The organism is Klebsiella sp. CSG-1 (genome assembly GCF_056521145.1).
The window spans coordinates 357275-380791 of sequence record NZ_JBWNLD010000002.1; the positions used below are offsets into that span (position 1 = coordinate 357275).

Below are 23517 nucleotides of genomic sequence, written 5' to 3' on the forward strand. Positions count from 1 at the left end.
ATTCATCTTTTTATTTTAGCTAACAGGTGTTCACTGGAATCATTCTCAGTTACCCTAGGTGAGCATTGAAAGCGTTCTTGTTTTCGGAGTCAAATATGGTTCGCAAACCATTAATCACACAGGGTTATTCTTTGGCAGAGGAAGTGGCCAACAGTATCAGTCACGGTATCGGACTGGTATTTGGCATCGTCGGCCTCGTCCTCCTGTTGGTGCAGGCGGTAGACAGCAACGCCAGCGCAACGGCGATTACCAGCTATAGTCTGTACGGCGGCAGCATGATTATGCTGTTCCTCGCCTCTACCCTCTATCATGCTATTCCCCATCAGCGAGCTAAGCTGTGGCTGAAAAAATTCGATCACTGCGCCATCTATCTGCTGATTGCGGGAACCTATACGCCTTTTCTGCTGGTCGGGCTCAACTCACCGCTCGCGCGCGGCCTGATGGTGGTTATCTGGAGCCTGGCGCTGCTGGGGATCTTGTTTAAGCTCACCATTGCGCACCGCTTTAAGGTCCTCTCTCTGGTGACCTATCTGACGATGGGCTGGCTGTCGCTGATTGTGGTATATCAGCTGGCGATCAAACTGGCGGCAGGGGGAGTAACGCTGCTGGCGGTCGGTGGCGTGGTGTATTCGCTGGGGGTTATCTTCTACGTCTGCAAGCGCATTCCTTATAACCATGCGATCTGGCACGGTTTTGTGCTGGGCGGCAGCGTATGTCACTTCCTGGCCATTTATTTGTACGTCGGCCAGGTGTAAATAAGATGCCGCATCAGCGGGAAATCCCCCGGCGGTGCGGCGCATGCCGGAGCTACAGCGCCGCACGGTCCGGGATGTTGTCGCCCGGAGAGCCTGGCAGCGCTAAGGCTTAACTCTCTTCCAGCGAATAGGGCAGCGGAACGATGCTTAAGGTGCCGGCATCATCGCGTACGCGGAATACGCTGTCTGGTTCCATATCGTTATTCATCACCACCTGCACCAGCAACTGCCCATCATCCAGCAGCACGGCGGCCAGCACGGTGCCGGTCCGGCGCCAGTTTTCACCCATCTTCAGCTCAAGATCTTCTCCGGCTTCCGGGACGCGGCTCGCTTTCCCGGCCAGATACCACAGCGCGCGTTTGTTCGCGCCGCGGAATTTCGCCCGGGCGACCATTTCCTGACCGGTATAGCAGCCTTTCTTAAAGCTGATACCGCCCAATGCCTGCAGGTTTGTTGCCTGCGGGATGAACTGCGCGCTGTTGGCGCTGTCTATGACCGGCAGACCGGCTTCGATGTTGAGCGCCAGCCACTGCTGGCTGTTGTTCAACTGCGCGTCGCTGCGCAACGCGTCGGCCACGCGGGTGGCGGTTGCTACATCGGTCACCAGCAGAAAGCGCTCCGCCGGATGTTCAAACCACAGCAGGCTGGTCACGCCGTCGGTGACGAGCGGTTTGTCGCTGCCCGGAAGTTCGCTGAACAGCGGCGCCAGCGCGGCGCGGGCCTGGAAACCGGCAACGCCCAGCAGGACGTGTTCATCATCGGCGGCAATGGTCACTTTAGAGAACACCGCATATTTCTTCAGTTCAGCGAGCTGGGTATCGCGCAGGCTGCGGCGTTCAATCCAGGTAAAACCACCGTCGCGGCGGAAAACCCGCAGGTTGCTCCACATCTTGCCCTTGGCATCGCAGTGCGCGGCAAGCAGATGCCGATCGTCGGTTAATGCGCTGACATCGGCGGTAATCTGCCCCTGCAGATACTTCTCGCCATCCTGACCGGTAATCGTTGCCAGCGCCCAGTCATCCAGCGTCATCAGCGTTAACGGCAGACGAGAGGAAGAAGAAGGCTGACGCGGAGGAAAAGGTGTAAAAGCCATAGTCATGTCCTGAATAGCTTAACGCAGAGTGAATAGCTAATGGTAAAAGAGCTATGGTGCAATGCAAGCGCTTTTGGCAGGCCATTTGTGCCCTGAAAGCACAAACGGGGAAACAAAGGAGAAAGATAAAGCCATATTTTAAATATGGTTTTTGTGGAATGGCGTTCTCTGTTCTCGATATTGCTGTAAAGTAAGTGCAAAAAACGGGTTAAACTAACCTATCAACGACGTCTTTTCAGGCAGCCCTTCGGCGACCTGAAGGGCGCGTAAGACTCTCTTTATGCTGGAAGGACAACATGGACATTACGAATAAAGCCCGCATCCACTGGGCATGCCGCAGGGGTATGCGTGAACTTGATATCTCCATCATGCCGTTTTTCGAGTATGAATACGATACGCTCAGCGATGAAGACAAACAGCTGTTTATCCGTCTGTTAGAAAACGACGATCCGGACCTGTTTAACTGGCTGATGAATCATGGCGAACCGGCTGATGCACAACTGCAACGGATGGTAAAATTAATCCAGACTCGGAATCGGGAACGTGGTCCTGTGGCAATCTGATTTACGCATTTCCTGGCGCTCGCAGTGGTTCTCGCTGCTGCTGCACGGCATTGTGGCGGCTATTGTCCTGCTGATGCCCTGGCCGCTGAGCTACACACCGCTATGGCTATTGCTGCTGTCGCTGGTGGTGTTCGACAGCGTGCGCAGCCAGCGGCGGATCCACGCCTGCCGGGGGGAAATAAAGCTGATGACCGATTCGCGTTTGCGTTGGCAAAAAGCGGAATGGGAGATTGTCGGCACGCCGTGGGTGATTAATAGCGGGATGTTGCTGCGCCTGCAGGATATGCAAACGCGTCGCCGCCAGCATCTGTGGGTCGCTGCAGACAGTATGGACGCCAAAGAGTGGCGAGATCTGCGCCGGTTGGTTTTACAAAAACCGGCACAGGATTAAGCAAATCAGGCGAACTGTTCAGCCATTTCGCCGAGGATTTGCTCGCACCAGTTCTGGATGCGATCGTCGCTCAGGTCATACTGGTTCGTCTCATCGAGTGCCAGGCCAACAAACAGCTGGCCATCGGCGATAATCGGTTTCTGGCTGGTGAATTCGTAACCTTCCGTCGGCCAGTAACCGATAAACTTAACGCCTTTGGCGCTCAGTTTGTCGTGCAGCATGCCCAGCGCATCAAGGAACCATTCGCCATAACCCAGCTGGTCACCCATGCCATACAGCGCCACAATTTTATCCTGCAGATCCAGTGTATCCAGCTGTTGCCAGACGGCTTCCCAGTCTTCCTGAATTTCGCCGAAATCCCACGTCGGGATACCGAGAATCAACACGTCATACTGAGTCATCAGGGAAGGGGAATCATCTTTCAGATTATGCAGCGTCACTAATTCCGGGCCGATGATATCGCGGATCTTCTCCGCTGCCATCTCGGTGTAGCAGGTACTGGAGCCGTAAAAAAGACCTATGTTCATGGCGTAAACATCTCAATTCATGCGGTGATTTTGCGGCTAGTTTATCAGAAAGCCGCCGTCAGCCGCATACTTAAGCTGTGCGGCCAGCCAGTCGGGGAAAAACAGCACAGCCGTTTTTGCCCAGCCGGGCCACTTATTTGGGTATACTGAAGCCGTTTTAACGAGCAAAGAGGGCGATGTGAAAGAGGATCTCGCACGAATCGAACAGTTTCTTGATGCCTTGTGGCTGGAGCGCAATCTGGCGGAAAATACGCTGAGCGCCTACCGTCGGGATCTGACGATGGTAGTGGAATGGCTGCATCATCGCGAGTCGTCTCTGGTTAGCGTGAGCGGCGAGGATCTTCAGGCGCTGCTGGCTGAGAGACAAACGGGCGGCTATAAAGCCACCAGCACCGCGCGGCTGTTGAGCGCCGTGCGCCGTTTCTTCCAGCACCTCTATCGGGAGAAAATTCGTCCGGATGACCCCAGCGCGCTGCTGGCGTCGCCGAAGCTACCGCAGCGGCTGCCGAAAGATCTCAGTGAAGCTCAGGTCGAGCGTCTGCTGCAGGCGCCGCTGGTCGAGCAGCCTCTGGAACTCCGCGATAAAGCGATGCTTGAGGTGCTGTACGCGACCGGCCTGCGCGTGTCGGAACTGGTGGGCCTGACGATGAGCGACATCAGCCTGCGCCAGGGCGTCCTGCGGGTGGTGGGCAAAGGCAATAAAGAACGGCTGGTCCCGCTTGGCGAAGAGGCGGTGCTGTGGGTTGAGAACTACCTGGAGTACGGGCGCCCCTGGCTGCTGAACGGCGTGGCATCTGATGTGCTTTTTCCAAGTCAGCGCGCGCAGCAAATGACGCGCCAGACCTTCTGGCATCGGATTAAGCACTATGCCGTGCTGGCCGGGATAGATAGCGCGAAGCTCTCCCCGCACGTTTTACGCCATGCGTTTGCCACGCATTTACTTAACCATGGCGCAGACTTACGCGTGGTACAGATGCTGTTGGGACACAGCGATCTCTCAACGACGCAGATCTACACCCATGTCGCGACCGAGCGTCTGAGACAACTTCATCAACAGCACCACCCGCGGGCGTGAGTGCTGAATAAAAGGACTGAGTATGAAAAAAGGTTTATTGATGTTTACTCTGCTGGCGGCGACGCTGTCCGGTGCGGCCCATGCGGATAACGCGGCTATCAAACAGTCGCTGGCTAAACTGGGCGTACAGAGTACGGATATTCAGCCATCGCCGGTTGCCGGAATGAGCACCGTACTGACCGACAGCGGCGTGCTGTATGTGACCGATGACGGTAAACACGTCATCCAGGGGCCGATGTATGATGTCGGCGGCGCACAGCCGGTAAACGTCACCAACGCGCTGCTGGTGGGCAAGCTGAACGCGCTGGAAAAAGAGATGATTATCTATAAAGCGCCGCAGGAAAAACACGTTATCACCGTTTTCACCGACATCACCTGCGGTTACTGCCACAAGCTGCACGAAGAGATGAGCGACTATAACGCGCTGGGCATCACCGTGCGTTATCTGGCCTTCCCGCGTCAGGGGCTGCAAAGCCAGACCGAGCAGGATATGAAAGCCATCTGGTGCGCCAAAGATCGTAACAAAGCGCTGGATGATGCCATGGCCGGCAAAGGCGTACCGACGGCGAGTTGCAACCTCGATATCAGCAAACACTACACCCTTGGCGTGCAGTTCGGCGTCAATGGCACGCCGGCGATGGTGCTGAGCAACGGCTATGTGCTTCCGGGCTATCAGGGGCCGAAAGAGCTGAAAGCCTTCCTTGATGAGCATCAAAAACAGACAAGCGGTAAATAATTCGCGTGAAACCACAGATACAACTACGCCGCCGTGAGGTGGTTGAAGGGGCTGAGCTCCCCGCCGACCTGCCGCCGCTGCTGCAGCGGCTATACGCCAGCCGCGGCGTCCTGCATGCCCAGGAGCTGGAGCGCAGCGTCAAAGGCATGCTGCCGTGGACGCAGCTGAATGGCATCGAAAAAGCCGTTGAGATGCTCTACGGCGCATTCCGGCAAGAGCGGCATATCGTCGTGGTCGGGGATTTTGACGCCGATGGCGCCACCAGTACCGCGCTGAGCGTGCTGGCGCTGCGTGCGCTGGGCTACAGCAATGTCTCCTATCTGGTGCCAAATCGTTTTGAAGATGGCTACGGGTTAAGCCCGGAAGTGGTCGATCAGGCCCACGCCCGCGGCGCGCAGATGATCATGACCGTGGATAACGGCATCTCTTCCCATGCCGGCGTCGATCGTGCCCACGCATTGGGGATCCCGGTGGTCGTGACCGATCACCATCTGCCGGGTGAGACGCTGCCGGCGGCGGAAGCGATTGTGAACCCCAATCTGCGCGACTGCGATTTCCCCTCGAAATCGCTGGCCGGCGTCGGGGTGGCGTTTTATTTGATGCTGGCGCTGCGCACGTTCCTGCGCGATAAAAACTGGTTTGCAGAACGGGGCATCACGCCGCCGAATCTTGCTGAGCTGCTGGATCTGGTCGCGCTCGGGACGGTGGCTGACGTCGTGCCGCTGGATGCCAATAACCGCATTCTCACCTGGCAAGGGCTGAGCCGTATCCGTGCCGGTAAGTGCCGTCCGGGTATCAAAGCGCTGCTGGAGATTGCCAACCGCGATCCGCAAAAGCTGGCGGCCAGCGACCTCGGATTTGCCCTCGGACCGCGGCTGAATGCGGCAGGCCGGCTGGATGATATGTCGGTCGGCGTGGCGCTGCTGTTGTGCGATAACGTCGGCGAAGCGCGGATGCTGGCCAATGAACTGGATGCGCTGAACCAGACGCGCAAAGAGATTGAGCAAGGGATGCAGGCGGAAGCGCTCACGCTGTGCCAGCAGCTTGAACGCAGCGGCGACACGCTGCCCGGAGGGCTGGCGATGTATCATCCGCAGTGGCACCAGGGGGTGGTCGGGATTCTGGCGTCGCGGATTAAAGAGCGTTTCCACCGCCCGGTTATCGCCTTCGCCCCAACCGGCGACGGACTGTTAAAAGGTTCCGGCCGCTCCATCCAGGGTTTGCACATGCGCGATGCGCTCGAGCGCCTTGATACGCTGCATCCGGGGCTCATTCTCAAGTTCGGCGGCCATGCGATGGCGGCGGGACTGTCGCTGGAAGAGGCGCGCTTTGAGGAGTTTCAGCAGCGTTTCGGCGAACTGGTCACCGAGTGGCTGGATCCGGCGCTGTTGCAGGGGGAAGTGGTCTCTGACGGCCCGCTGGAAGCTGCTGAGATGAGCATGGAAGTTGCCCATCTGCTCCGTGAGGCGGGGCCCTGGGGACAGATGTTCCCGGAGCCGCTGTTTGACGGTCGTTTCCGCCTGTTACAGCAGCGCCTGGTGGGCGAGCGGCATCTTAAAGTGATGGTTGAACCGGTTGGCGGCGGCCCGCTGCTGGACGGGATTGCCTTCAACGTTGATACTTCGATTTGGCCGGATAACGGCGTGCGCGAGGTGACGTTGGCCTATAAGCTCGATATTAATGAGTTCCGTGGCAACCGCAGCCTGCAGCTTATCATCGACCATCTCTGGCCGGTGTGACGAAAAAGCCGTCAACAAACAGGCTCACGGAAAGCCGAAGTATATATAAAAGAGAGCGGGGATCCGGTACAATTCCGCTCTTATCACCGCATTTTGTCGAATCCATTAAAAGAAAATCGATCATGTTTGAAATAAATCCGGTAAAAAACCGCATTCAGGACCTCACGGAGCGCTCTGACGTTCTTAGGGGGTATCTTTGACTACGATGCTAAGAAAGAGCGTCTGGAAGAAGTAAACGCCGAGCTGGAACAGCCGGACGTGTGGAACGAACCTGAGCGCGCACAGGCGCTGGGTAAAGAGCGTTCTTCACTGGAAGCCATCGTTGAGACGTTGGATCAAATGTCCCAGGGGCTGGAAGATGTTTCCGGACTGCTGGAGCTGGCTGTCGAAGCCGAAGACGAAGAGACCTTCAACGAAGCCGTTGCCGAACTTGACGTGCTGGAAGAGAAGCTGGCGCAGCTTGAGTTCCGCCGCATGTTCTCCGGCGAGTATGACAGCGCCGATTGCTATCTCGATATTCAGGCCGGTTCCGGCGGTACGGAAGCGCAGGACTGGGCCAGCATGCTGACGCGTATGTATCTGCGCTGGGCCGAAGCGCGCGGCTTCAAGACCGAGATTATTGAAGAGTCTGAAGGTGAAGTGGCGGGCATTAAGTCCGTGACCATCAAGATTATCGGCGATTACGCCTACGGCTGGCTGCGTACCGAAACCGGCGTCCACCGCCTGGTGCGTAAGAGCCCGTTCGATTCCGGCGGCCGCCGCCACACCTCCTTCAGCTCCGCGTTTGTCTATCCGGAAGTGGATGACGATATTGATATCGAAATCAATCCGGCGGACCTGCGTATTGACGTTTACCGCGCCTCCGGTGCGGGTGGTCAGCACGTTAACCGTACGGAATCCGCGGTACGTATCACCCACATTCCGACCGGCTTAGTGACGCAGTGCCAGAACGACCGTTCACAGCACAAGAACAAAGACCAGGCCATGAAGCAGATGAAAGCCAAGCTTTATGAGCTGGAAATGCAGAAGAAAAATGCCGAGAAGCAGGCGATGGAAGATACCAAATCCGACATCGGCTGGGGCAGCCAGATCCGTTCTTACGTGCTGGATGACTCCCGCATTAAAGATCTGCGCACCGGGGTGGAAACCCGCAATACTCAGGCCGTGCTTGACGGCAGCCTGGATCAATTTATCGAAGCAAGTTTGAAAGCAGGGTTATGAGGAACCAACATGTCTGAACAACAAGCACAGGGCGCTGACGCGGCAATTGACCTTAATAATGAACTGAAAGCCCGTCGTGAAAAGCTGGCTCAGCTTCGTGAGCAGGGTATCCCGTTCCCGAACGATTTCCGTCGTGACCATACCTCTGACCAACTGCACGCTGACTTCGATGCGAAAGAAAACGAAGAGCTGGAAGCACTGAACGTTGAAGTCTCCGTTGCTGGTCGTATGATGACCCGCCGTATTATGGGTAAAGCCTCTTTCGTCACTCTGCAGGATGTCGGCGGTCGCATTCAGCTGTACGTCGCGCGTGACGATCTGCCGGAAGGCGTCTACAACGAGCAGTTCAAAAAATGGGACCTCGGCGATATCATCGCGGCGCGCGGTAAGCTGTTCAAAACCAAAACCGGCGAGCTGTCTATCCACTGCACCGAACTGCGTCTGCTGACCAAAGCCCTGCGCCCGCTGCCGGACAAATTCCACGGCCTCCAGGATCAGGAAGCGCGCTACCGTCAGCGCTACCTGGATCTGATCTCCAACGACGAATCCCGCAAGACCTTTAAGGTTCGCTCCCAGATTCTGGCCGGTATCCGCCAGTTCATGGTGGGCCGCGGCTTTATGGAAGTCGAAACCCCGATGATGCAGGTGATCCCTGGCGGCGCGTCTGCTCGTCCGTTCATCACCCATCACAACGCGCTGGATATGGACATGTACCTGCGTATCGCGCCGGAACTGTATCTGAAGCGTCTGGTTGTGGGCGGCTTCGAACGCGTGTTCGAAATCAACCGTAACTTCCGTAACGAAGGCATCTCCGTACGTCATAACCCAGAGTTCACCATGATGGAACTCTACATGGCGTACGCGGACTATAAAGATCTGATCGAGCTGACCGAATCCCTGTTCCGTACCCTGGCGCAGGATATTCTGGGCAACACCGCGGTTCCTTATGGCGATCAGACCTTCGACTTCGGTAAGCCGTTTGAAAAACTGACCATGCGTGAAGCTATCAAGAAATACCGTCCGGAAACCGAGATGGCGGATCTGGATAACTTCGATTCCGCAAAAGCGATTGCAGAGTCTATCGGCATTCACGTCGAGAAGAGCTGGGGTCTGGGCCGTATCGTGACCGAGATCTTTGAAGAAGTGGCGGAAGCGCACCTGATTCAGCCGACCTTTATCACCGAATACCCGGCGGAAGTCTCTCCGCTGGCGCGCCGTAATGACCAGAACCCGGAAATTACCGACCGCTTTGAGTTCTTTATCGGCGGCCGTGAAATCGGTAACGGCTTCAGCGAGCTGAACGATGCGGAAGATCAGGCGCAGCGCTTCCAGGACCAGGTGAATGCGAAAGCTGCTGGTGACGATGAAGCCATGTTCTACGATGAAGACTACGTGACCGCGCTGGAACACGGTCTGCCGCCGACTGCGGGTCTGGGTATCGGTATTGACCGGATGGTGATGCTGTTTACCAACAGCCACACCATCCGCGACGTGATCCTGTTCCCGGCCATGCGACCGGTTAAATAAGACCGACCGTTAAAAACGCAACCCCGGCTACAGGCCGGGGTTTTTTGTTGGTACCTCCGCACCCGCTGCGCGCGAGGATGCGGACAGGCGGCGGAGAACCGCTATCCGGCAATACGGCTAATAGCGCAGCTGCGCGACATAGTTTCTCAACGCGAGCCGGGCATTATCATCAGCCGCTTCGAGCACCATCCACGGACTGTAGGCCCACGGTGTGAGCGCCAACGCCTGCAGTAAATCCTCCAGCTCACACCACTGATAGTCCATGACCTCGTCGCTATTAGCCTGTACCGGGCTGATAATGCGTGCGGCGTAAACCGGGCAGACTTCGTTTTCGACAATCCCGTTGGGGGCCACCGCCCGGTAACGAAACGCCGGATGAACGGATGCGATGTTGGCAATGTTAACGCCCAGTTCAAAACGGCTACGCCGCGTCACGGCCTGTTCAAAGGTCTCTCCGCTCTGGGGATGTCCGCAGACGGAGTTAGTCCAGACGCCGGGCCAGGCTTTTTTGCCCAGTGAACGACGCGTCACCAGTAGCTGGCCGTGGTCGTTAAATAACCAGCAGGAAAAGGCGAGGTGTAAAGGGGTATTGAGGGTATGGGCGGCATATTTTTCCAGCCTGCCAACAGGCTTATCTTGCTCATCGAGCAAAATGACATGTTCCCCGGTCATGACAACTCCTGATAATAAAAATGACCCGGCATATACTCGCCTGGTCACGCACTCGCCACTAGGGTAGCCGATAACCGCGTGAAAGGCATTACCAAAACGCGCTTCTGGCGCTGCTGATGGAGGAACCCGAGTCCGACAACGCCCGCGTATCGATTGGGGATCTGCCCGCGGGCTGGTATGATAGTCGTCCGTTGTGACGAGATGAGAGCTGTGCTGAGTGCAGGACGCCTGATGAGAAAACGCTTTTTTATCATGATGATGTTGGTCAGCAGCCTGGTGATTGCAGGATGTTCCAGTTCATCTGATTCCGGTTCCGTCTACACCGTTAAACGCGGCGATACGCTGTACCGTATTTCCCGGACGACCGGTACCAGCATTAAAGATCTGGCCCGACTGAATAATATCTCCCCACCGTATACCATTGAGGTTGGACAGCGTCTGAAGCTGAATCCGGCCTCGGGCTCCACCAGGAGCGGTGCATCCGGGAAGAGCAGCGCCGGTAAGCGCACCGCGGCCAGCAAGCCGCCGGCCACGCTGCCGCCGGTCTCCTGGCCACCGGTGGGGCAACGCTGCTGGCGCTGGCCGACCAGCGGTAAAGTTATCCTGCCTTATTCATCAAATGATGGTGGTAATAAGGGGATTGATATTGCCGGCACGCGCGGCCAGCCGGTTTATGCGGCCGGGGCGGGTAAAGTGGTGTACGTCGGTAATCAGCTCCGCGGTTACGGTAATCTGATCATGATTAAACACGGCGAGGATTACATCAGCGCCTATGCCCATAATGACAAAATGATGGTCAATAACGGTCAGAACGTGAAGATTGGTCAGCAGATAGCCACGATGGGCAGTAGCGACGCCGATTCCGTGCGCCTGCATTTCCAGATTCGCTACCGGGCGACGGCCATCGATCCACTGCGCTATTTACCGCCGCAGGGCAGTAAGCCAAAGTGCTAAGAGGTTATTTTATCAGCAGTTAGCGTGATTCAGTCTTGTAAGACGGTGCGTAAGGTCTATAATGGCCCTCGCACCTTAAAGCGGGCGTAGTTCAATGGTAGAACGAGAGCTTCCCAAGCTCTATACGAGGGTTCGATTCCCTTCGCCCGCTCCAATTCTCCTGAATAATCAATAAGTTAGATTATTCAGTCAGTTACGTTGCCCTGCTTTACAGGTACAACTTAAACTACCCATTGTACTACGCCCGCACCTGTCGCGTGATTGGTCTGTGGTACAGGGGAGCATATCATCACGCTGGCAGTAGTTCCAAGTTCATACTGCGACAGTCCAACATGAACATAAAGCCGTCTACCCGGCATAATTCCCCAAGCTTTCAGTGAAGCGCATTTTTGCCGATGCTCCTACATGCCACACGTCGAGATGACGTTGCAGGGAATAAACAGGTTTATGGTGGTTATGGTACTTGCACACCACATGCAAGCTCTGCCAGCGGTTCGGCCTCGCTCCTTCGGGTACATGGTCATCCTGATAAATTTCACTGTCTGACATAACCCCTGATGAAGTCGCCTAACGGCTCCGCACGTTGTCTTACCACCAACGGGCAATAAGGCTTGTATTGTCCAAAATCTGCGCTACGCTATCTTTGATTACACACAGCAATGGACATAAAAACATGCAAAAAGAACACTTTAAAGCAAATACTCAATATAACGACTACAAAGGCACTGTTGCAGCGGACAGGGCTGATCAAGACAGCTTCAGTGACTTCCTGAGAGCTAAAGGGATTCTGAAAGAAGGTGAGATAGTTAAAGGCATTTCTTTCTTCAGAACTGGGAATCTCTTTGATGTAGAGGCATATATAATGGAACAAACTGGCGAGTTAAGAAGAGAAAATGTCCAAATAACTTTGGAAGACTTTTTCAATACATTCAAGCGCTTTTCAATCAAACTCTCTCGTAATGGAGAGTTTGATGATCAAGAAATTGAGTTCAAAGAGTAAGGAATCATCATGAGCATTTACTTTAATGAGCACGGTAGCGCGATTGGATACCAGGTAGAAGGACGCTGGACAATCAAGGGCGATTATTTGCAAATCGAACATGGCCCCAACATCCCAGGTGGCTTGTACAAAATTAACGATAATAAGGTGAAATTCCCACTCGACTACAAAGAGGTTGAGGGAGTGATCGATACTGAGAAACTTACTTTTACTGTGTGTGGTACCGTATATAAAATGATTAAACCATCTGAACCGTTTGCCATACCTGTACGTTTTCCTACCTAAACGTCTTCACACTCGGGCAGCGGTACCCTTTTGGGTCTTCTGCGTATGCGAAATGTCTTTATACCGCTAGTAAGGTCTTTCTCCTCTTTGGCGTTCCACATTTTATTGCAATTGGTCTTTTGCGGGAGGTATACCTCCCGCGATAAAAGAGTTAAGGTAAGTATCTGAGAATTTCGGCAGTCCAGTTTCTACGGTGAATTACTCTGGCATGATGCAAATTTCCATCTAAAATCTCAGCTTTAGTTAATTGCGATAAATGTTGCCAATCATTGTCAAAAATGTAGGTTGCATTGTTACACTGTGAACTTTCTAATACATAGGTATTGTGGTTGGGGAATCCAAAAATCACGTAACCTTGAAAGCCAGCCTTTCCTACAGCGACAAAATCAGGTTGTTTGCTGTTAATGAGTTGAAGTCTACCCTCGACTACAGCAGAATTTCCTTTTCCTCGAGGTTTGATTGCTGACATTATCTGAGGGCCTATTGTACTCCAAGGATATTGCCCTTGAGGAAGGAGGCTCCAGTTCAGTTTTATAGACTGAGTGGTGACAATAGTATTGAGTTCCTCGTCAACCACTTCGCAAAGACCAAATAACTCTAAAAACAAGTTAACGCAATGTGTTACAAGATTCTTTTTTTCATCTGTCAAAGTCAATTTAGGAGATATTACTAACTTCTCCCCGTTTAGATTCTCAACAATTTTCAATTCGACGCCAGGAGGTGGAGTGAAAACTCTCTGGTAACGCTGATACTCGATTTCCCTCGTTTCAGTGACCTCCTCAGTTTGGCCCCTGCCAACCCATTTTTTCCATGTCCAGGAAACTTGGCGGTAAGCAGTTTCTTTAGGCAAAGTTTTATCCGGTACTGATTTACCATTCGCATTGAAACGAGTTACAGCTCCAACGATGCGAGGGAGAACTTCTTCACCTAGAGATTGATTTGCAGTAAACCCAATCGATTCTCCCTTCTGCTGGCCAGGTAATGCATGTGCGATAAAAACATCCCTACCATCAAATGCGGTAATGTAGTTATCGATATTTCTAATACGTTTTTTCTGAATAAGCATGGTAATTCCTTTTGCGTAAAAACTTATGGTTTACACAACCAACCAAGCCAGGCACAATCAAGTCGTCAAAAATGATGATGAGGCTAACAATCGTTATGAGTCTGCAAACTCATGGCGGTCATGCTTCAGAGACCGGGTTTGTGAAAATGGACCCGGTTTTTTATGTCTAAAATTCAGACGCGGGCACTACATGTAGTGGCATGATTATGTCTACCTACTACATAAGCAATATTTTATTAAGGAATCTTTTGAGTACAAGGGTTGATTTTGACGTTAAATTGAGGTTTCAGAAGGTTAATAATCATCCAACCCGCGCCGCATCAGGCCTGGAGAAGAAGTCAATAAAACAGAAAAAAAATGAAAATTTGATCGAGTGCTGATTTCTTCATCGGTAGAACTAATTAAGCGGGTGATGCCGCGCAATCACCATAAGCGCAGGGGCTGACCTCAGTCCTGTTTGGTAGAGGTATGCAACATATAGTTAACAATTGGCTCGCATTATCTGTGAGGAACCTAGATCACCATCTGATAGGTCTGATTCACTTCGTCTTGCGTGATATCAAGGTAGGTCATAGTAATTGCCGGGCTGCTATGGTTTAGCATCCGGGAGATGACCTCGATGGGCGTTCCAGCCTTCAGCAGAGCGCGACTGCGGGTTTTTCTGGCTGAGTGGGTAGCAACACTAATCCCCGGCTCTACAATCCCCTGTGATGCCTCTTTTATGGCCTGTGCTACAAATACACGTGAAACTGGTTTAGGCTCCTGACCCTTAACACGGTTAGATTTTGACTGGAAGACGAATATATCTTCTGGATTCTGTTTCCGGCGACGCTTGAGCACTTTAATCGCCTCTGTGTTGAGGACTAACTCACGCTGTTTCCCTGTTTTCCCCTCTTTGAGCCTGAGAAACTTCCCCTGTACATCACCATATTTAACGGATAACAGATCACTGATACGTAACGCCAGTTGTAGGTTCAATTTCCATGCATCCGCCGCGACTTCGCTACGCTGACGCAATACACCCTCGATTTGTTTAGCCTGTTCTGGCGATACTGCCGATGTCTTAGCCATGATTACCACCCTCTAATCTAGATTACATAATGAAGATTATGATTGATCACTTTTAGATCATTTTCAAGTGGTTAGTTTAAAAGTTAGATTGCTTTTACTTTGGTTTTATTCTCCCCCCACTTTTAGCCCTGCCCACCTAGAAACGGGGGACGGGGTTACCCTCTAACTGGCTAAAAATATCAAAGGGATTTATAGGGCATTCAACCCCTATTCAAGGGGTATTTAACCCCTATTTAAATTGGTTGTTTTTTGCTCTATTTCCGATCCACTGAGCAAGTTAATCTGACGATTGATTACCACGCTAATAATATCAAAATATCATAATGCCGCAAGATAACTAATTGCATAAGAACTGCATACACTATGCATATAACAGGTCAACCGCCTGTTTGATAACTGTTGCAACATGTAGGTAGTTGATTTTAAAGTGTTTTATTCATATAAACTTAGATTACTGTTTGCTAAATTGTAATCTAACCACTCTGATCACCACGTAATATTGCCCTCATTCCACGCAACATCACCGACATCGCGTCATGATATTTCCCACCAAAGTTGCCATCAAATAATAATCATTATCACCTAAAGTGCTGATCATTTATACAGTAAAAAATTTATTCAAAAAATGAAGATTTTTATAATTGTTACATTATAACAAAAGAGCAAAGAGAAAGGTTTTCTTAGCAATCTTGACCGTTAACTAAAGCAAGCGTTATTTGGTTTACGGTAATGTGCATGTCAATAGTTGTTTTGCTCCACCTGTACTTATGATCACATATCAAAGAAGATTCATTTTACTTTTCATAGTTAAAAGTTAACTTTGAATTTAACTCTTTAATGAAGACCATAGGGAATCATTCCCTATGGAACTGTAGATTCAGATTTTCCGGCTTTAGTTGACTTTATGATTCTCTTTAGAGAAGCATAATTCACCATGCTATAAAATGTATAATGGATAGATCACCATAGCATAATAGGTAATGCATAGTTTACCATAGTTAATAATCATATAATGCATTAAAGATAATACGCGATGCTGAAGCGATAGCGAACAGGTAAGCGTATAGTTATTAATCATAATAGTTAATAAGTTTAAGTATATTAACTTTATGTTATTTATAAACTATTAACTATGATCATCATACGCGACCCACTGTCGCGGGAACATTCAGGCTATAGCAACGGATAAAACCATTAACATAGCCTGATGATATGCACATAGCGTCATAGCTAATGATTGAACGATACGACCATTCAATCTATTAACTATTCCTGATATAACCACAATAACACTATTATTGTGATAACTGATTCTATGTTGCTAACTCATTTCATTCGTGATCAACTAACAATCAGTCATACTCTCTATCCCTCCTAATTTAAAATGTCACTTTTTCTCTTAAGTATCTTTAGACTAAATATGACATTTTTAACGATACTGTGATCTACCGGAGGGGAGAGTATAACGTCAACTAAAGCCGCCCAGGCTCCCCAGCCCACAACCTTAAACCCAACTTCAGATTTATAACAGGTCAAAGGGTTGACAGCCAGCATCATAATTTGATATAGTGCGTTCTGGGTTACTTTAATAAATTAATTATTGACTAACGTTAGAATATCGTATACAATAATTACATAGGCACAGAAAAAGCCTCAACTCACCGCACTTTGAGCCGTCAGGCTGCAAGGTGTTTTTATTTTTGTAGTAAAAGGAGGTTTATTGAAGTTCTTTAGTATCGAGCAAATTTTAACATCACTCCAAGAGGGTACATCTACCCGATATCAAATCTACCAAAACTTCATGATGGCCAAACAGCGTGGCTATACTGCACGCGCCGATTTGTTCAGAGAGGCTTTGAGGATTTATGACCGTCAACAAGAGGAAGCAAAAAAGTGAATATAAATTTCAAATCTGAAGTGTTTAGCAAGCTCTACCAGATGGCAGAAAAACAGGATACGAGCATCCCTGTATTGGTAAACAAACTAATTGAAAAAATCCTTAGCGAAGAGGAAAAAAATGAACAAAACGGAACAATCCCTAACAGTAAAAATCGTTAACGCCATCTGTGGCAGTGGAAAAAGCTACAAACTCAAACAATATATAAAGAACAATCCTGATAAAAAGGCGCTGATCGCCGTCCCAACTCACGATTTAGCCTCTCAAACACAATCAGACCTCCAGAAACTCGGCATCCCTGCATATCATAATCAGGTAGATAAGGGCGAGAGCGCAACACGATCATTAATAAACGCGCTGGATAATGATTTTGGGCGAAACGTTGTTATTGTGACTCAAGAATGCCTACTACATTTTTGTTTATATGCATACCGTGATGAAAGGACGCAGAAGAAATTACGTCTATTTGACATCTATATAGATGAAATCCCCACAGCCTGGTACGGGGCTGAGATTGACTATAAAGATGAGGAATATCGTGATTCCAATTTCCCATTTCTCGGATGGTTAGAGGAACGGGACGGTCTACGTTTTGTTCGTGATGAGGACAGAGAAAAATTCCTCGCCTATTACGATTCAGAACACGCCAACAGTAAACTGTTAAAACAGGCTCTATTTTCTCTGCTAACAGGTCAGGGAATGCTCCTGGAAGAGGATAGATATTTTTTCTCATTTACTGCTAACCCAATCCTGTATAGCGCCCTGTGGGCTAAATCATTCACCGTGTTAGGCGCTAACGTTGGGATTAGTGAGTTTGTATTCGCTGCTAAAACCATCCTGAATGCAGAAATCTCGCTGGCTGAGAATGAGTTACAGCCTGACCTGATGCGCCATGTTCACACTGACACAAAACGGATTGAACTGATCCCGGTGTTTAACCAGAAATGCACCAAAAAACTACTGAGTGAGTATTACAGCGATATCCTGAACGGGACACGCAGAGTACTGAGGGACAAATTTATCTATACCAGCAACAACGATGAGCAGTACAGCAACGGTTTTTATTATTCCACACGTGCTGATGACGTGTTAGAGAGTGGTGAGCGTGTTTCGATGGCCTCCTATGGTTTGAACCATTACCAGCACCTGCATAAAGCGGCGTTTCTGGGGTGTGCAAATCTTGATGGGACAACCATTGGACACTGGCGCAAATATTGTGACCTAAACGGCTGGGATTGGGCAGAACTCGAAGAGAAACGGCAAGCTGCATTGAATTATGAAAAGGTTTATCAGTTTGTTTCCCGCTGTTCTGTCCGTGTCAGAGGGAACAACAATAAACAGGTTTATATTGTTCCTGATGTTGGCTGTGCCGAATACCTAAAAAAGCACTATTTTCAGGATGCTTTGATCAAAATAGAAATGATCAGGATTAAATCTAAAGGTGATGGCACGTTGGAAATCGTTAAAAACTATCTTGAGCAGGGACTAAAACCAAAACAGATTGCACAACTAACAGGATTAGAAGCACGTTACATTAGCAACATAAAACTAAAACTAAAAAAAGCAGCATAATCATAGGAGGTTTATTGGCATTAGCAAGAAATGTGGTATTTGAGGAATCGATTTCAATCGGATTTAACAATCAAACGAAAAAAGTAAAAAATCCCAAGAAATTAAAACCTCTACAAATAATCAAACTTTACGAAGAATCTTCACCACTAACACCAGACGAACAATCAATAATCGATTCTATACCAGGTGTTAACTGGAAGCCTCGCCAACGCTATACCGGATTCAGGTTCTCTAGAGAGCCGCTCCAGTTTGAGGCGCTGGGGTTTATTTCCGAACATCATTACAACCACTGGCTGTATTTCCAACAACTGTCTAACGAAAAATACGACGTAGATTTTATTGATGTTGTGAATAACGGCATCACCGACTAAAAACAATAATAATAAAGGAAGGTAAAATGATCGATTTTGAACAACACAAAAACATTGTAGAACAGTTTGTAGAACAGCATTACACGCTGGCGCACAGCTTGATGGCTGATACCTACGCTGACCCAGCAGCATATTACTCAAACTACCAAATGTTGCTGGAGGCGATGAATAAATTGCCTGAACACCCTGAATACTTTTTGGAGTGGTTACTGGAAGCTGATGCAGCTTTGTATATTAACCTGATGGAACTGATTGTTATCACCAGAACTATTCATAACGTTTTTGAACAAGTCTCGCCTTAACTTTATCACTTAAATCATAAAGTCTCTCAGAATGCGATACAGGCGCTCTGAGAGGCATGTTTGAACACAATGGAGGATTCATTGGTATATGATGAAAACAGCATTAGAGTTTTAACAGGTGAGGAACTGGAATCCCATTCCGCAGATAGCATTTTAAGCATCCTGCTTTACGAAAATCCTGATATCTCACCTGACCATCTGGCAAAAATGGCTGAGTGCCTAGTCACATTAGGTTATAGTGTAAATGAATACAGAGAATATAAAACTGGAACTCTGGATAATATTAAATGCCAGACAATGCAAGAGTGGTTTAGAGAAAGAAATAAAATCAAAAAATATTAAAAATATCTCTAAATAGAGACTCTAAATATTGACAGGTTATGTGTTTTTAATATATAATAGATATATGAGGAACATTATTTAATATGGCTCTCTTCCTCATCTCCTGATTAAAATAAATAGTTAAAGTTTGTAGTGATTCTTTAGCTAACCCTGATGGTTCTATGGATAAGGGCGAGCGCAAATCGTCGAACCAAAATAGGCATTTTTTTGGCATTAATGTCTACTTTCCTTGGGAATCCCCATTATTGTTCCGGGACTAGTTCACCCACCACAATATATAATGGGGCAATTCTCAATGTGCATTTAAATAGTGCGCGTCGAGAATTGTTCCTCCAAAAGTTCAATTCGAGTTAATCAATTATTCTTCTTATGTTTTAAGGCCACCTAAATAGTGGCCTTTCTTTTTATTCTTTGCAAAGAAACAAAAGGATTTTATAAATGGTAACTATCACAAAGGGCGTCAAAACGTTTGACGGGAAAATCCCCGTTACTCTGTTGGTTGATGACGTCGAAACTGCTAACGAGCTAATCAAACTCGCCAAACACGCCAATGTTCCTGTAATAGAACAGGACGATGATTTAAATAAATCTACAATCAATCCAGTATTCAAACATCTGGATCGGATTGCATCTAATAAATAATAACGTAGCCGACTAAACGTCGGTGAACATTCGTTCATCTGCGGAGTTAACCCGCAGACTAATAAATAAATAGGAGACCTAACAATGTCTTTTTTTGATAAATATGGTGAAACTTTTTCAGGTCGCCGTGGATACGTGCGTGATACCGTTGTAGCTTACGTGAGCGATGGTGTTAAACAAGACGAACTGGTTAAACTGAATGCCGCTATTCCTGCTGATTTGCCTGTTGGTTCTGTCGTAGATTCAACCGGGGCAATTATCACCACTGCTGCCGATGCTGATTACGTCGTCGTCGAATTTGCTAAAGCTGGTTCTACCGCAATTGTTGTTGCGAATCCGTATCACACCATCCTAAAAAAATCAGGTCTGATTACCAATGGTGTTGACGTCAATAGCGTTGTTGAACAACTCCAGGCTCTGCATCATTCGTTTGCTGATTACGCCACTGTTGCGCTGCGCACAACCTGATTAATCAATCCCAATAACTATTATAACAAAGAGGATTTAAAAATATGCCTTTTGATACTCGCAACAATACATTCGAATATGCATCACCGTTTGAATATTCCAACGAACCTAACCTGATTATTACCAATCTTGGATTGTTCGAAGAAGAAAATCATACTAAAAACTCAATCCTTCTGGATAAAATCCTGGTTGAGTCAAATGAAACAGCACCTGAAAAAATGCCATTTTCCGCCTCGGACTGGAACTCCGCCCAGCGCTCTGATTATACCAGTATTCTTTACGATATGGTTTACACAAACAGCCTGAATACTGTTTCAAGTCGCGATATCGAACTGCTACGTGCTCCAGGTTCAGACCACGAAGAGAATATTGCAATGGTTCTGGCTGAGTATTCACAACGTCAGTATTCACAGATTTCTAACACTGTTGAACAATATCTGATTGATGCCCTCTTTGGTCTCAAAGTTGAGAGCCAATACGCAGGACAGGGGAATATTGATTTCCTGGCAGGCAGTGCTAAAACTTCCTATGTGATGAATGTTGCCAATACAGCTAATGTCTTTGAGCAGTTAGACGAAGTGAACCGAATCATCAATGTTAAGTTAGGTTCTGGTCTCGCCAAAAAGCGTAAGGGAACGGTTATTCTCGCTGCTGGCAATGCTGCTAAAGCTCTTAAATATCACCAGTCTATTAAAGATTATATGGTGTACACTTTGAGCCTTAATGATTCTGATAATTTTGCTACTAAAATCGTTTCTCAGAATCCAGCATTTAGTTCCTGGAAACTGGACACTGTAAACGTTATCGACGTCACCGGATATTCCGAACTGACTGACTATATTGGTGAAAATGGTTTTGCTGTTGTGCCTATGGTTGACGGCGGATTTAAACTCCATACGGGGATTGGTGTTCGTCATAGTCGTTTAGGTCGTGAGCCTGGTCTCGTGCATCAATATATGACAGATGTTGATCGTATGGGTTGGCCTGCTATCCATACCGAAAGTGCATTCCTGCCACAGGTTAACATTCCAGATTCAATTGTATTTGGTTCAATCTCCAGCTAATGATCTTCACAACAGCATTAGTCGTGCTGTTTTTTGAATATTGGGTTGGTCAACATCAAATACCAGCCCATATCCTATTAATATTTCTCTGGAGATTATACAAATGGCAAAAATAGAACTAACAGATTCCCAGGGAAATAAGTATTCTCTGGAAGTTACAGACGGTGAAATGTTTCGCATTTTTAATATTACAAAATTGGCGAATAAGGTTTGCTTGAACAAATACACACTGAGTGCAAGGGTATGCCGTCAATACCCCGATGGTGAATATAGAAGTCTGGTAACAGCATTAAATAAATAAAGATGATATTAATCTAAAGCCTCGCCCTTTACGGGGTTGAGGCTTTTTACTTTATGGAGTAAATAAACATGAGTGGAAGTAAAGTAACTGCCAGCACTCTGGTAAATAAAATAGTTTACCGAACAGATTTAAATAGTCTGAAAAAGGTTAGAAACGATATGAGGAAGTTGCAAAAGGATTTCAGCAAAACAGAGGGAACGATAGCCAAGGCAAAGATGCAGGCTCAAAAACAGGCGTATACTGCACAAATGCAGCAGCAGAAACAGGTTCAACAACAGCAGAAACAAGCTGCAAAACAACAAGCCGCAGACGCTAAATCAAAGGCCAATGAGCAAAAAAAGCTGGCGGCAGCCCAGAGCAGAGCGGCTAAAATCCAGCTTCAGCAGCAGGCTAAAACCGCTAAAACAAATGAAAACGCCATGCTGGCTCAACGCAAGGCTCTTTTCGACATCGGTAGGCTCCAGGGGCTGAATGGTATAGAAAGATTGGCGGCAGCACGACACGCGCAGAATATGGTTAAACAGTATCAGGCAGGTGCAATTTCGTTGCGTGATTTAAACAGCCAAATGGCTATCCATATGAGCCAGCAAAAGGCCCTGGCGAGGAATCAGCGCCAGCAGGCTAAACAATCAGGACAACCCCCTAAAAGAGGTTCCTCTGGCTGGCTGAGTCGCCAGGCAAGCGCATTCATCCCCGGTGAAATTCTTGGGCCAGTAGCTGGCGCTTACGCTGCCCAACAGGCCTATCAAATCATCTCTGGAACGCTACAGGGAGCGATTGAACGGAACCAAGGAAGGAAGATGATCCAGAGTTTTGGTGGAAACGACCTTGAGTATATGGCGTTGAGACAGGAATCTCTGAAAAGGACAGGTTTTGACATCTCCAGGGCTAAGTACGCCGATCTCAGTAAAGACCTAAAGGACCGCCAAGGGGATTTATCTTTTGGTAGCACTGATAAAAACGGCAATTTTACTGGCGGTGGTGAGTTCTCGGATTTGGTCAACGTCATGCGCCAGAGGATGGGTTACTCCAACAGCGGTGCTGTCAAACAGTTGCAGTCGCTAAAAACGCCAGTTGAGTTTGCTGTATTTATGCGTAGTCTCAAAGATGCAGGCAAAATCACCACGCAGGAATTTGTCAATATGGGGGAAAGAATCAATGACGCCTCATATGTTCTGAATAGCGTTGATTCTGGTGGTCAGAACCTCATAAAAACTATGGATACGCTGGTTGATTCCCATTTAGCACTGAACGATGCTCAACAGAAATCTATTAATAATCTGACTGAGATGTCAGCAGTATTTAACCAAGCTAAGGAATCATTAGGTGATCAGTTTGCGGCATCTTTTAGCAAAGGACTGGAAGACCTAGGAATCAATACTCGAAATCTCTCCTCTGAAATGGGTTCATTGGTGCCTCTGGTGAAGGATTTAGGAACGGGAACCGCTCAGACTGTGAAAGGTTTTAAAGATCTTCTTGATATACTGTCCATTATCACAGAATGGAAAAATAAACTTCTCGGAACTGATAAACCAGAGGAACAGAATATTTTCCAGCAAGGTGCAACATTTGTTGGGGAGTCGTTATTGCCACCGGGCGTCCTCGATATGGCAAGCAAAGTTAAAAATCTTGTCAGCCCTGGTTCAGATTCTTCGTACGCTAATCAGGTACAAAGTGGTGGTTGGTATAATCAAATGATGCCTACTACGCCAGCCATGCAATATCAACCTGTTATCCCGGATTTAAAAGCGGATTTTAACCTGACAGTGAATCCTAGTCCAGAGTTTGGGATGATGGTCGAGGCTGTCGCTGATAAGCGCATAGAGTGGGCTTTTGATGATCAGAACTTCCAGATTAACCAAAGCATTTTAGGGGAATGAAAG

Annotated in this window: 26 protein-coding genes and 1 tRNA gene; 22 read left to right on the forward strand and 5 right to left on the reverse strand. The window is 48.5% G+C overall.

Features of this window, described 5'->3' with window-relative positions; translation table 11 throughout:
* Window positions 1-95 precede the first annotated feature (95 nt).
* Window positions 96-755, forward strand: coding sequence for a PAQR family membrane homeostasis protein TrhA (gene trhA / locus AC007G_RS06265; RefSeq protein WP_004867362.1), 660 nt, complete (start codon window positions 96-98; stop codon window positions 753-755).
* Between the two features lie 109 nt (window positions 756-864).
* Here trhA and ygfZ read toward each other — a convergent pair whose 3' ends face one another.
* On the reverse strand, window positions 865-1848 hold the full coding sequence (ygfZ, locus tag AC007G_RS06270) for a tRNA-modifying protein YgfZ (protein WP_032690814.1): 984 nt from the start codon (window positions 1846-1848) through the stop codon (window positions 865-867).
* Between the two features lie 296 nt (window positions 1849-2144).
* Here ygfZ and sdhE point away from each other — a divergent pair, with 296 nt between their 5' ends.
* Window positions 2145-2411 carry an FAD assembly factor SdhE gene (gene sdhE, locus AC007G_RS06275; protein WP_004867358.1) on the forward strand — a complete coding sequence of 89 codons (267 nt, stop codon included), beginning with the start codon at window positions 2145-2147 and terminating at the stop codon, window positions 2409-2411.
* On the forward strand, window positions 2392-2802 hold the full coding sequence (locus AC007G_RS06280; protein ID WP_032690815.1) for a protein YgfX: 411 nt from the start codon (window positions 2392-2394) through the stop codon (window positions 2800-2802). Before sdhE ends, AC007G_RS06280 begins: the two co-directional genes overlap by 20 nt.
* Before the next feature lie 5 nt (window positions 2803-2807).
* On the opposite strand, the gene fldB is transcribed toward AC007G_RS06280, so the two are convergent.
* On the reverse strand, window positions 2808-3329 hold the full coding sequence (gene fldB / locus AC007G_RS06285) for a flavodoxin FldB (RefSeq protein WP_032690816.1): 522 nt from the start codon (window positions 3327-3329) through the stop codon (window positions 2808-2810).
* Between the two features lie 178 nt (window positions 3330-3507).
* Here fldB and xerD point away from each other — a divergent pair, with 178 nt between their 5' ends.
* From xerD to lysS, 5 genes are all read left to right on the forward strand, one after another.
* Window positions 3508-4404 carry a site-specific tyrosine recombinase XerD gene (gene xerD / locus AC007G_RS06290; protein WP_032690817.1) on the forward strand — a complete coding sequence of 299 codons (897 nt, stop codon included), beginning with the start codon at window positions 3508-3510 and terminating at the stop codon, window positions 4402-4404.
* 22 nt (window positions 4405-4426) lie between these two features.
* Window positions 4427-5140, forward strand: a complete 714-nt coding sequence (gene dsbC / locus AC007G_RS06295) for a bifunctional protein-disulfide isomerase/oxidoreductase DsbC (protein WP_032690818.1) — start codon at window positions 4427-4429, stop codon at window positions 5138-5140.
* Between the two features lie 5 nt (window positions 5141-5145).
* Window positions 5146-6879 (forward strand): single-stranded-DNA-specific exonuclease RecJ, encoded by a 1734-nt coding sequence (gene recJ, locus AC007G_RS06300; protein ID WP_032696678.1) that lies wholly within the window; start codon window positions 5146-5148, stop codon window positions 6877-6879.
* Window positions 6880-7001: 122 nt separating this feature from the next.
* Window positions 7002-8100 (forward strand): peptide chain release factor 2 gene (prfB, locus tag AC007G_RS06305; protein ID WP_099001586.1). Its coding sequence is split into 2 segments (ribosomal slippage): window positions 7002-7076 and window positions 7078-8100, totalling 1098 coding nucleotides; the frame shifts between segments, so codons are not numbered across the junction.
* A gap of 9 nt (window positions 8101-8109) precedes the next feature.
* Entirely contained in the window at window positions 8110-9627 is a 1518-nt protein-coding gene (gene lysS / locus AC007G_RS06310) for a lysine--tRNA ligase (protein ID WP_004867343.1), read from the forward strand.
* Window positions 9628-9744: 117 nt separating this feature from the next.
* Here the strand turns inward: lysS and idi are convergent, their stop codons facing one another.
* Entirely contained in the window at window positions 9745-10299 is a 555-nt protein-coding gene (gene idi, locus AC007G_RS06315) for an isopentenyl-diphosphate Delta-isomerase (RefSeq protein ID WP_032690820.1), read from the reverse strand.
* A 231-nt stretch (window positions 10300-10530) separates the two neighbouring features.
* On the opposite strand from idi, the gene actS reads away from it, so the two are divergent.
* The 4 genes from actS (at window position 10531) to AC007G_RS06335 (ending at window position 12538) form a co-directional block, all read left to right on the forward strand.
* A complete protein-coding gene (gene actS, locus AC007G_RS06320) occupies window positions 10531-11253 on the forward strand; it encodes an amidase activator ActS (protein ID WP_046853475.1) in 723 nt (240 codons plus the stop codon).
* 80 nt (window positions 11254-11333) lie between these two features.
* Window positions 11334-11407, forward strand: a tRNA-Gly gene (locus AC007G_RS06325).
* Between the two features lie 519 nt (window positions 11408-11926).
* Entirely contained in the window at window positions 11927-12253 is a 327-nt protein-coding gene (locus AC007G_RS06330) for a hypothetical protein (RefSeq protein ID WP_032248075.1), read from the forward strand.
* 9 nt (window positions 12254-12262) lie between these two features.
* A complete protein-coding gene (locus AC007G_RS06335; RefSeq protein ID WP_033549158.1) occupies window positions 12263-12538 on the forward strand; it encodes a hypothetical protein in 276 nt (91 codons plus the stop codon).
* A 151-nt stretch (window positions 12539-12689) separates the two neighbouring features.
* Here AC007G_RS06335 and AC007G_RS06340 read toward each other — a convergent pair whose 3' ends face one another.
* The gene (locus AC007G_RS06340) at window positions 12690-13604 is read right to left on the reverse strand and encodes a hypothetical protein (RefSeq protein WP_058843049.1); all 915 of its coding nucleotides are present in this window, start codon (window positions 13602-13604) and stop codon (window positions 12690-12692) included.
* A gap of 513 nt (window positions 13605-14117) precedes the next feature.
* Window positions 14118-14675: a tyrosine-type recombinase/integrase gene (locus tag AC007G_RS06345; RefSeq protein ID WP_479466560.1), complete on the reverse strand. Its 558-nt coding sequence runs from the start codon at window positions 14673-14675 to the stop codon at window positions 14118-14120.
* A gap of 1893 nt (window positions 14676-16568) precedes the next feature.
* On the opposite strand from AC007G_RS06345, the gene AC007G_RS06350 reads away from it, so the two are divergent.
* The 10 genes from AC007G_RS06350 (at window position 16569) to AC007G_RS06395 (ending at window position 23514) form a co-directional block, all read left to right on the forward strand.
* A complete protein-coding gene (locus AC007G_RS06350) occupies window positions 16569-16733 on the forward strand; it encodes a hypothetical protein (RefSeq protein ID WP_479466561.1) in 165 nt (54 codons plus the stop codon).
* Window positions 16693-18144 carry a DEAD/DEAH box helicase gene (locus tag AC007G_RS06355; RefSeq protein ID WP_479466562.1) on the forward strand — a complete coding sequence of 484 codons (1452 nt, stop codon included), beginning with the start codon at window positions 16693-16695 and terminating at the stop codon, window positions 18142-18144. Before AC007G_RS06350 ends, AC007G_RS06355 begins: the two co-directional genes overlap by 41 nt.
* 14 nt (window positions 18145-18158) lie before the next feature.
* Window positions 18159-18515: a hypothetical protein gene (locus AC007G_RS06360; RefSeq protein ID WP_479466563.1), complete on the forward strand. Its 357-nt coding sequence runs from the start codon at window positions 18159-18161 to the stop codon at window positions 18513-18515.
* A gap of 26 nt (window positions 18516-18541) precedes the next feature.
* A complete protein-coding gene (locus AC007G_RS06365) occupies window positions 18542-18817 on the forward strand; it encodes a hypothetical protein (RefSeq protein ID WP_479466564.1) in 276 nt (91 codons plus the stop codon).
* A 60-nt stretch (window positions 18818-18877) separates the two neighbouring features.
* The gene (locus tag AC007G_RS06370) at window positions 18878-19159 is read left to right on the forward strand and encodes a hypothetical protein (RefSeq protein ID WP_479466565.1); all 282 of its coding nucleotides are present in this window, start codon (window positions 18878-18880) and stop codon (window positions 19157-19159) included.
* 438 nt (window positions 19160-19597) lie between these two features.
* Window positions 19598-19801 (forward strand): hypothetical protein, encoded by a 204-nt coding sequence (locus AC007G_RS06375; RefSeq protein ID WP_479466566.1) that lies wholly within the window; start codon window positions 19598-19600, stop codon window positions 19799-19801.
* An 84-nt stretch (window positions 19802-19885) separates the two neighbouring features.
* Window positions 19886-20269 (forward strand): hypothetical protein, encoded by a 384-nt coding sequence (locus AC007G_RS06380; RefSeq protein WP_219677563.1) that lies wholly within the window; start codon window positions 19886-19888, stop codon window positions 20267-20269.
* A 44-nt stretch (window positions 20270-20313) separates the two neighbouring features.
* Window positions 20314-21333: a major capsid protein gene (locus tag AC007G_RS06385; protein WP_479466567.1), complete on the forward strand. Its 1020-nt coding sequence runs from the start codon at window positions 20314-20316 to the stop codon at window positions 21331-21333.
* A gap of 103 nt (window positions 21334-21436) precedes the next feature.
* The gene (locus AC007G_RS06390) at window positions 21437-21634 is read left to right on the forward strand and encodes a hypothetical protein (protein ID WP_479466568.1); all 198 of its coding nucleotides are present in this window, start codon (window positions 21437-21439) and stop codon (window positions 21632-21634) included.
* A gap of 68 nt (window positions 21635-21702) precedes the next feature.
* A complete protein-coding gene (locus AC007G_RS06395; RefSeq protein WP_479466569.1) occupies window positions 21703-23514 on the forward strand; it encodes a hypothetical protein in 1812 nt (603 codons plus the stop codon).
* The last annotated feature ends 3 nt before the right edge of the window (window positions 23515-23517 follow it).

Excerpts from the sequence above, each read along its gene's own strand:
- trhA (WP_004867362.1), top strand. The coding sequence starts at position 96 with ATGGTTCGCAAACCATTAATCACACAGGGTTATTCTTTGGCAGAGGAA.
- ygfZ (WP_032690814.1), bottom strand. The coding sequence starts at position 1,848 with ATGGCTTTTACACCTTTTCCTCCGCGTCAGCCTTCTTCTTCCTCTCGT.
- sdhE (WP_004867358.1), top strand. The coding sequence starts at position 2,145 with ATGGACATTACGAATAAAGCCCGCATCCACTGGGCATGCCGCAGGGGT.
- fldB (WP_032690816.1), bottom strand. The coding sequence starts at position 3,329 with ATGAACATAGGTCTTTTTTACGGCTCCAGTACCTGCTACACCGAGATG.
- dsbC (WP_032690818.1), top strand. The coding sequence starts at position 4,427 with ATGAAAAAAGGTTTATTGATGTTTACTCTGCTGGCGGCGACGCTGTCC.
- lysS (WP_004867343.1), top strand. The coding sequence starts at position 8,110 with ATGTCTGAACAACAAGCACAGGGCGCTGACGCGGCAATTGACCTTAAT.
- idi (WP_032690820.1), bottom strand. The coding sequence starts at position 10,299 with ATGACCGGGGAACATGTCATTTTGCTCGATGAGCAAGATAAGCCTGTT.
- actS (WP_046853475.1), top strand. The coding sequence starts at position 10,531 with ATGAGAAAACGCTTTTTTATCATGATGATGTTGGTCAGCAGCCTGGTG.
- AC007G_RS06330 (WP_032248075.1), top strand. The coding sequence starts at position 11,927 with ATGCAAAAAGAACACTTTAAAGCAAATACTCAATATAACGACTACAAA.
- AC007G_RS06335 (WP_033549158.1), top strand. The coding sequence starts at position 12,263 with ATGAGCATTTACTTTAATGAGCACGGTAGCGCGATTGGATACCAGGTA.
- AC007G_RS06340 (WP_058843049.1), bottom strand. The coding sequence starts at position 13,604 with ATGCTTATTCAGAAAAAACGTATTAGAAATATCGATAACTACATTACC.
- AC007G_RS06345 (WP_479466560.1), bottom strand. The coding sequence starts at position 14,675 with ATGGCTAAGACATCGGCAGTATCGCCAGAACAGGCTAAACAAATCGAG.
- AC007G_RS06355 (WP_479466562.1), top strand. The coding sequence starts at position 16,693 with ATGAACAAAACGGAACAATCCCTAACAGTAAAAATCGTTAACGCCATC.
- AC007G_RS06365 (WP_479466564.1), top strand. The coding sequence starts at position 18,542 with ATGATCGATTTTGAACAACACAAAAACATTGTAGAACAGTTTGTAGAA.
- AC007G_RS06375 (WP_479466566.1), top strand. The coding sequence starts at position 19,598 with ATGGTAACTATCACAAAGGGCGTCAAAACGTTTGACGGGAAAATCCCC.
- AC007G_RS06380 (WP_219677563.1), top strand. The coding sequence starts at position 19,886 with ATGTCTTTTTTTGATAAATATGGTGAAACTTTTTCAGGTCGCCGTGGA.
- AC007G_RS06385 (WP_479466567.1), top strand. The coding sequence starts at position 20,314 with ATGCCTTTTGATACTCGCAACAATACATTCGAATATGCATCACCGTTT.
- AC007G_RS06390 (WP_479466568.1), top strand. The coding sequence starts at position 21,437 with ATGGCAAAAATAGAACTAACAGATTCCCAGGGAAATAAGTATTCTCTG.
- AC007G_RS06395 (WP_479466569.1), top strand. The coding sequence starts at position 21,703 with ATGAGTGGAAGTAAAGTAACTGCCAGCACTCTGGTAAATAAAATAGTT.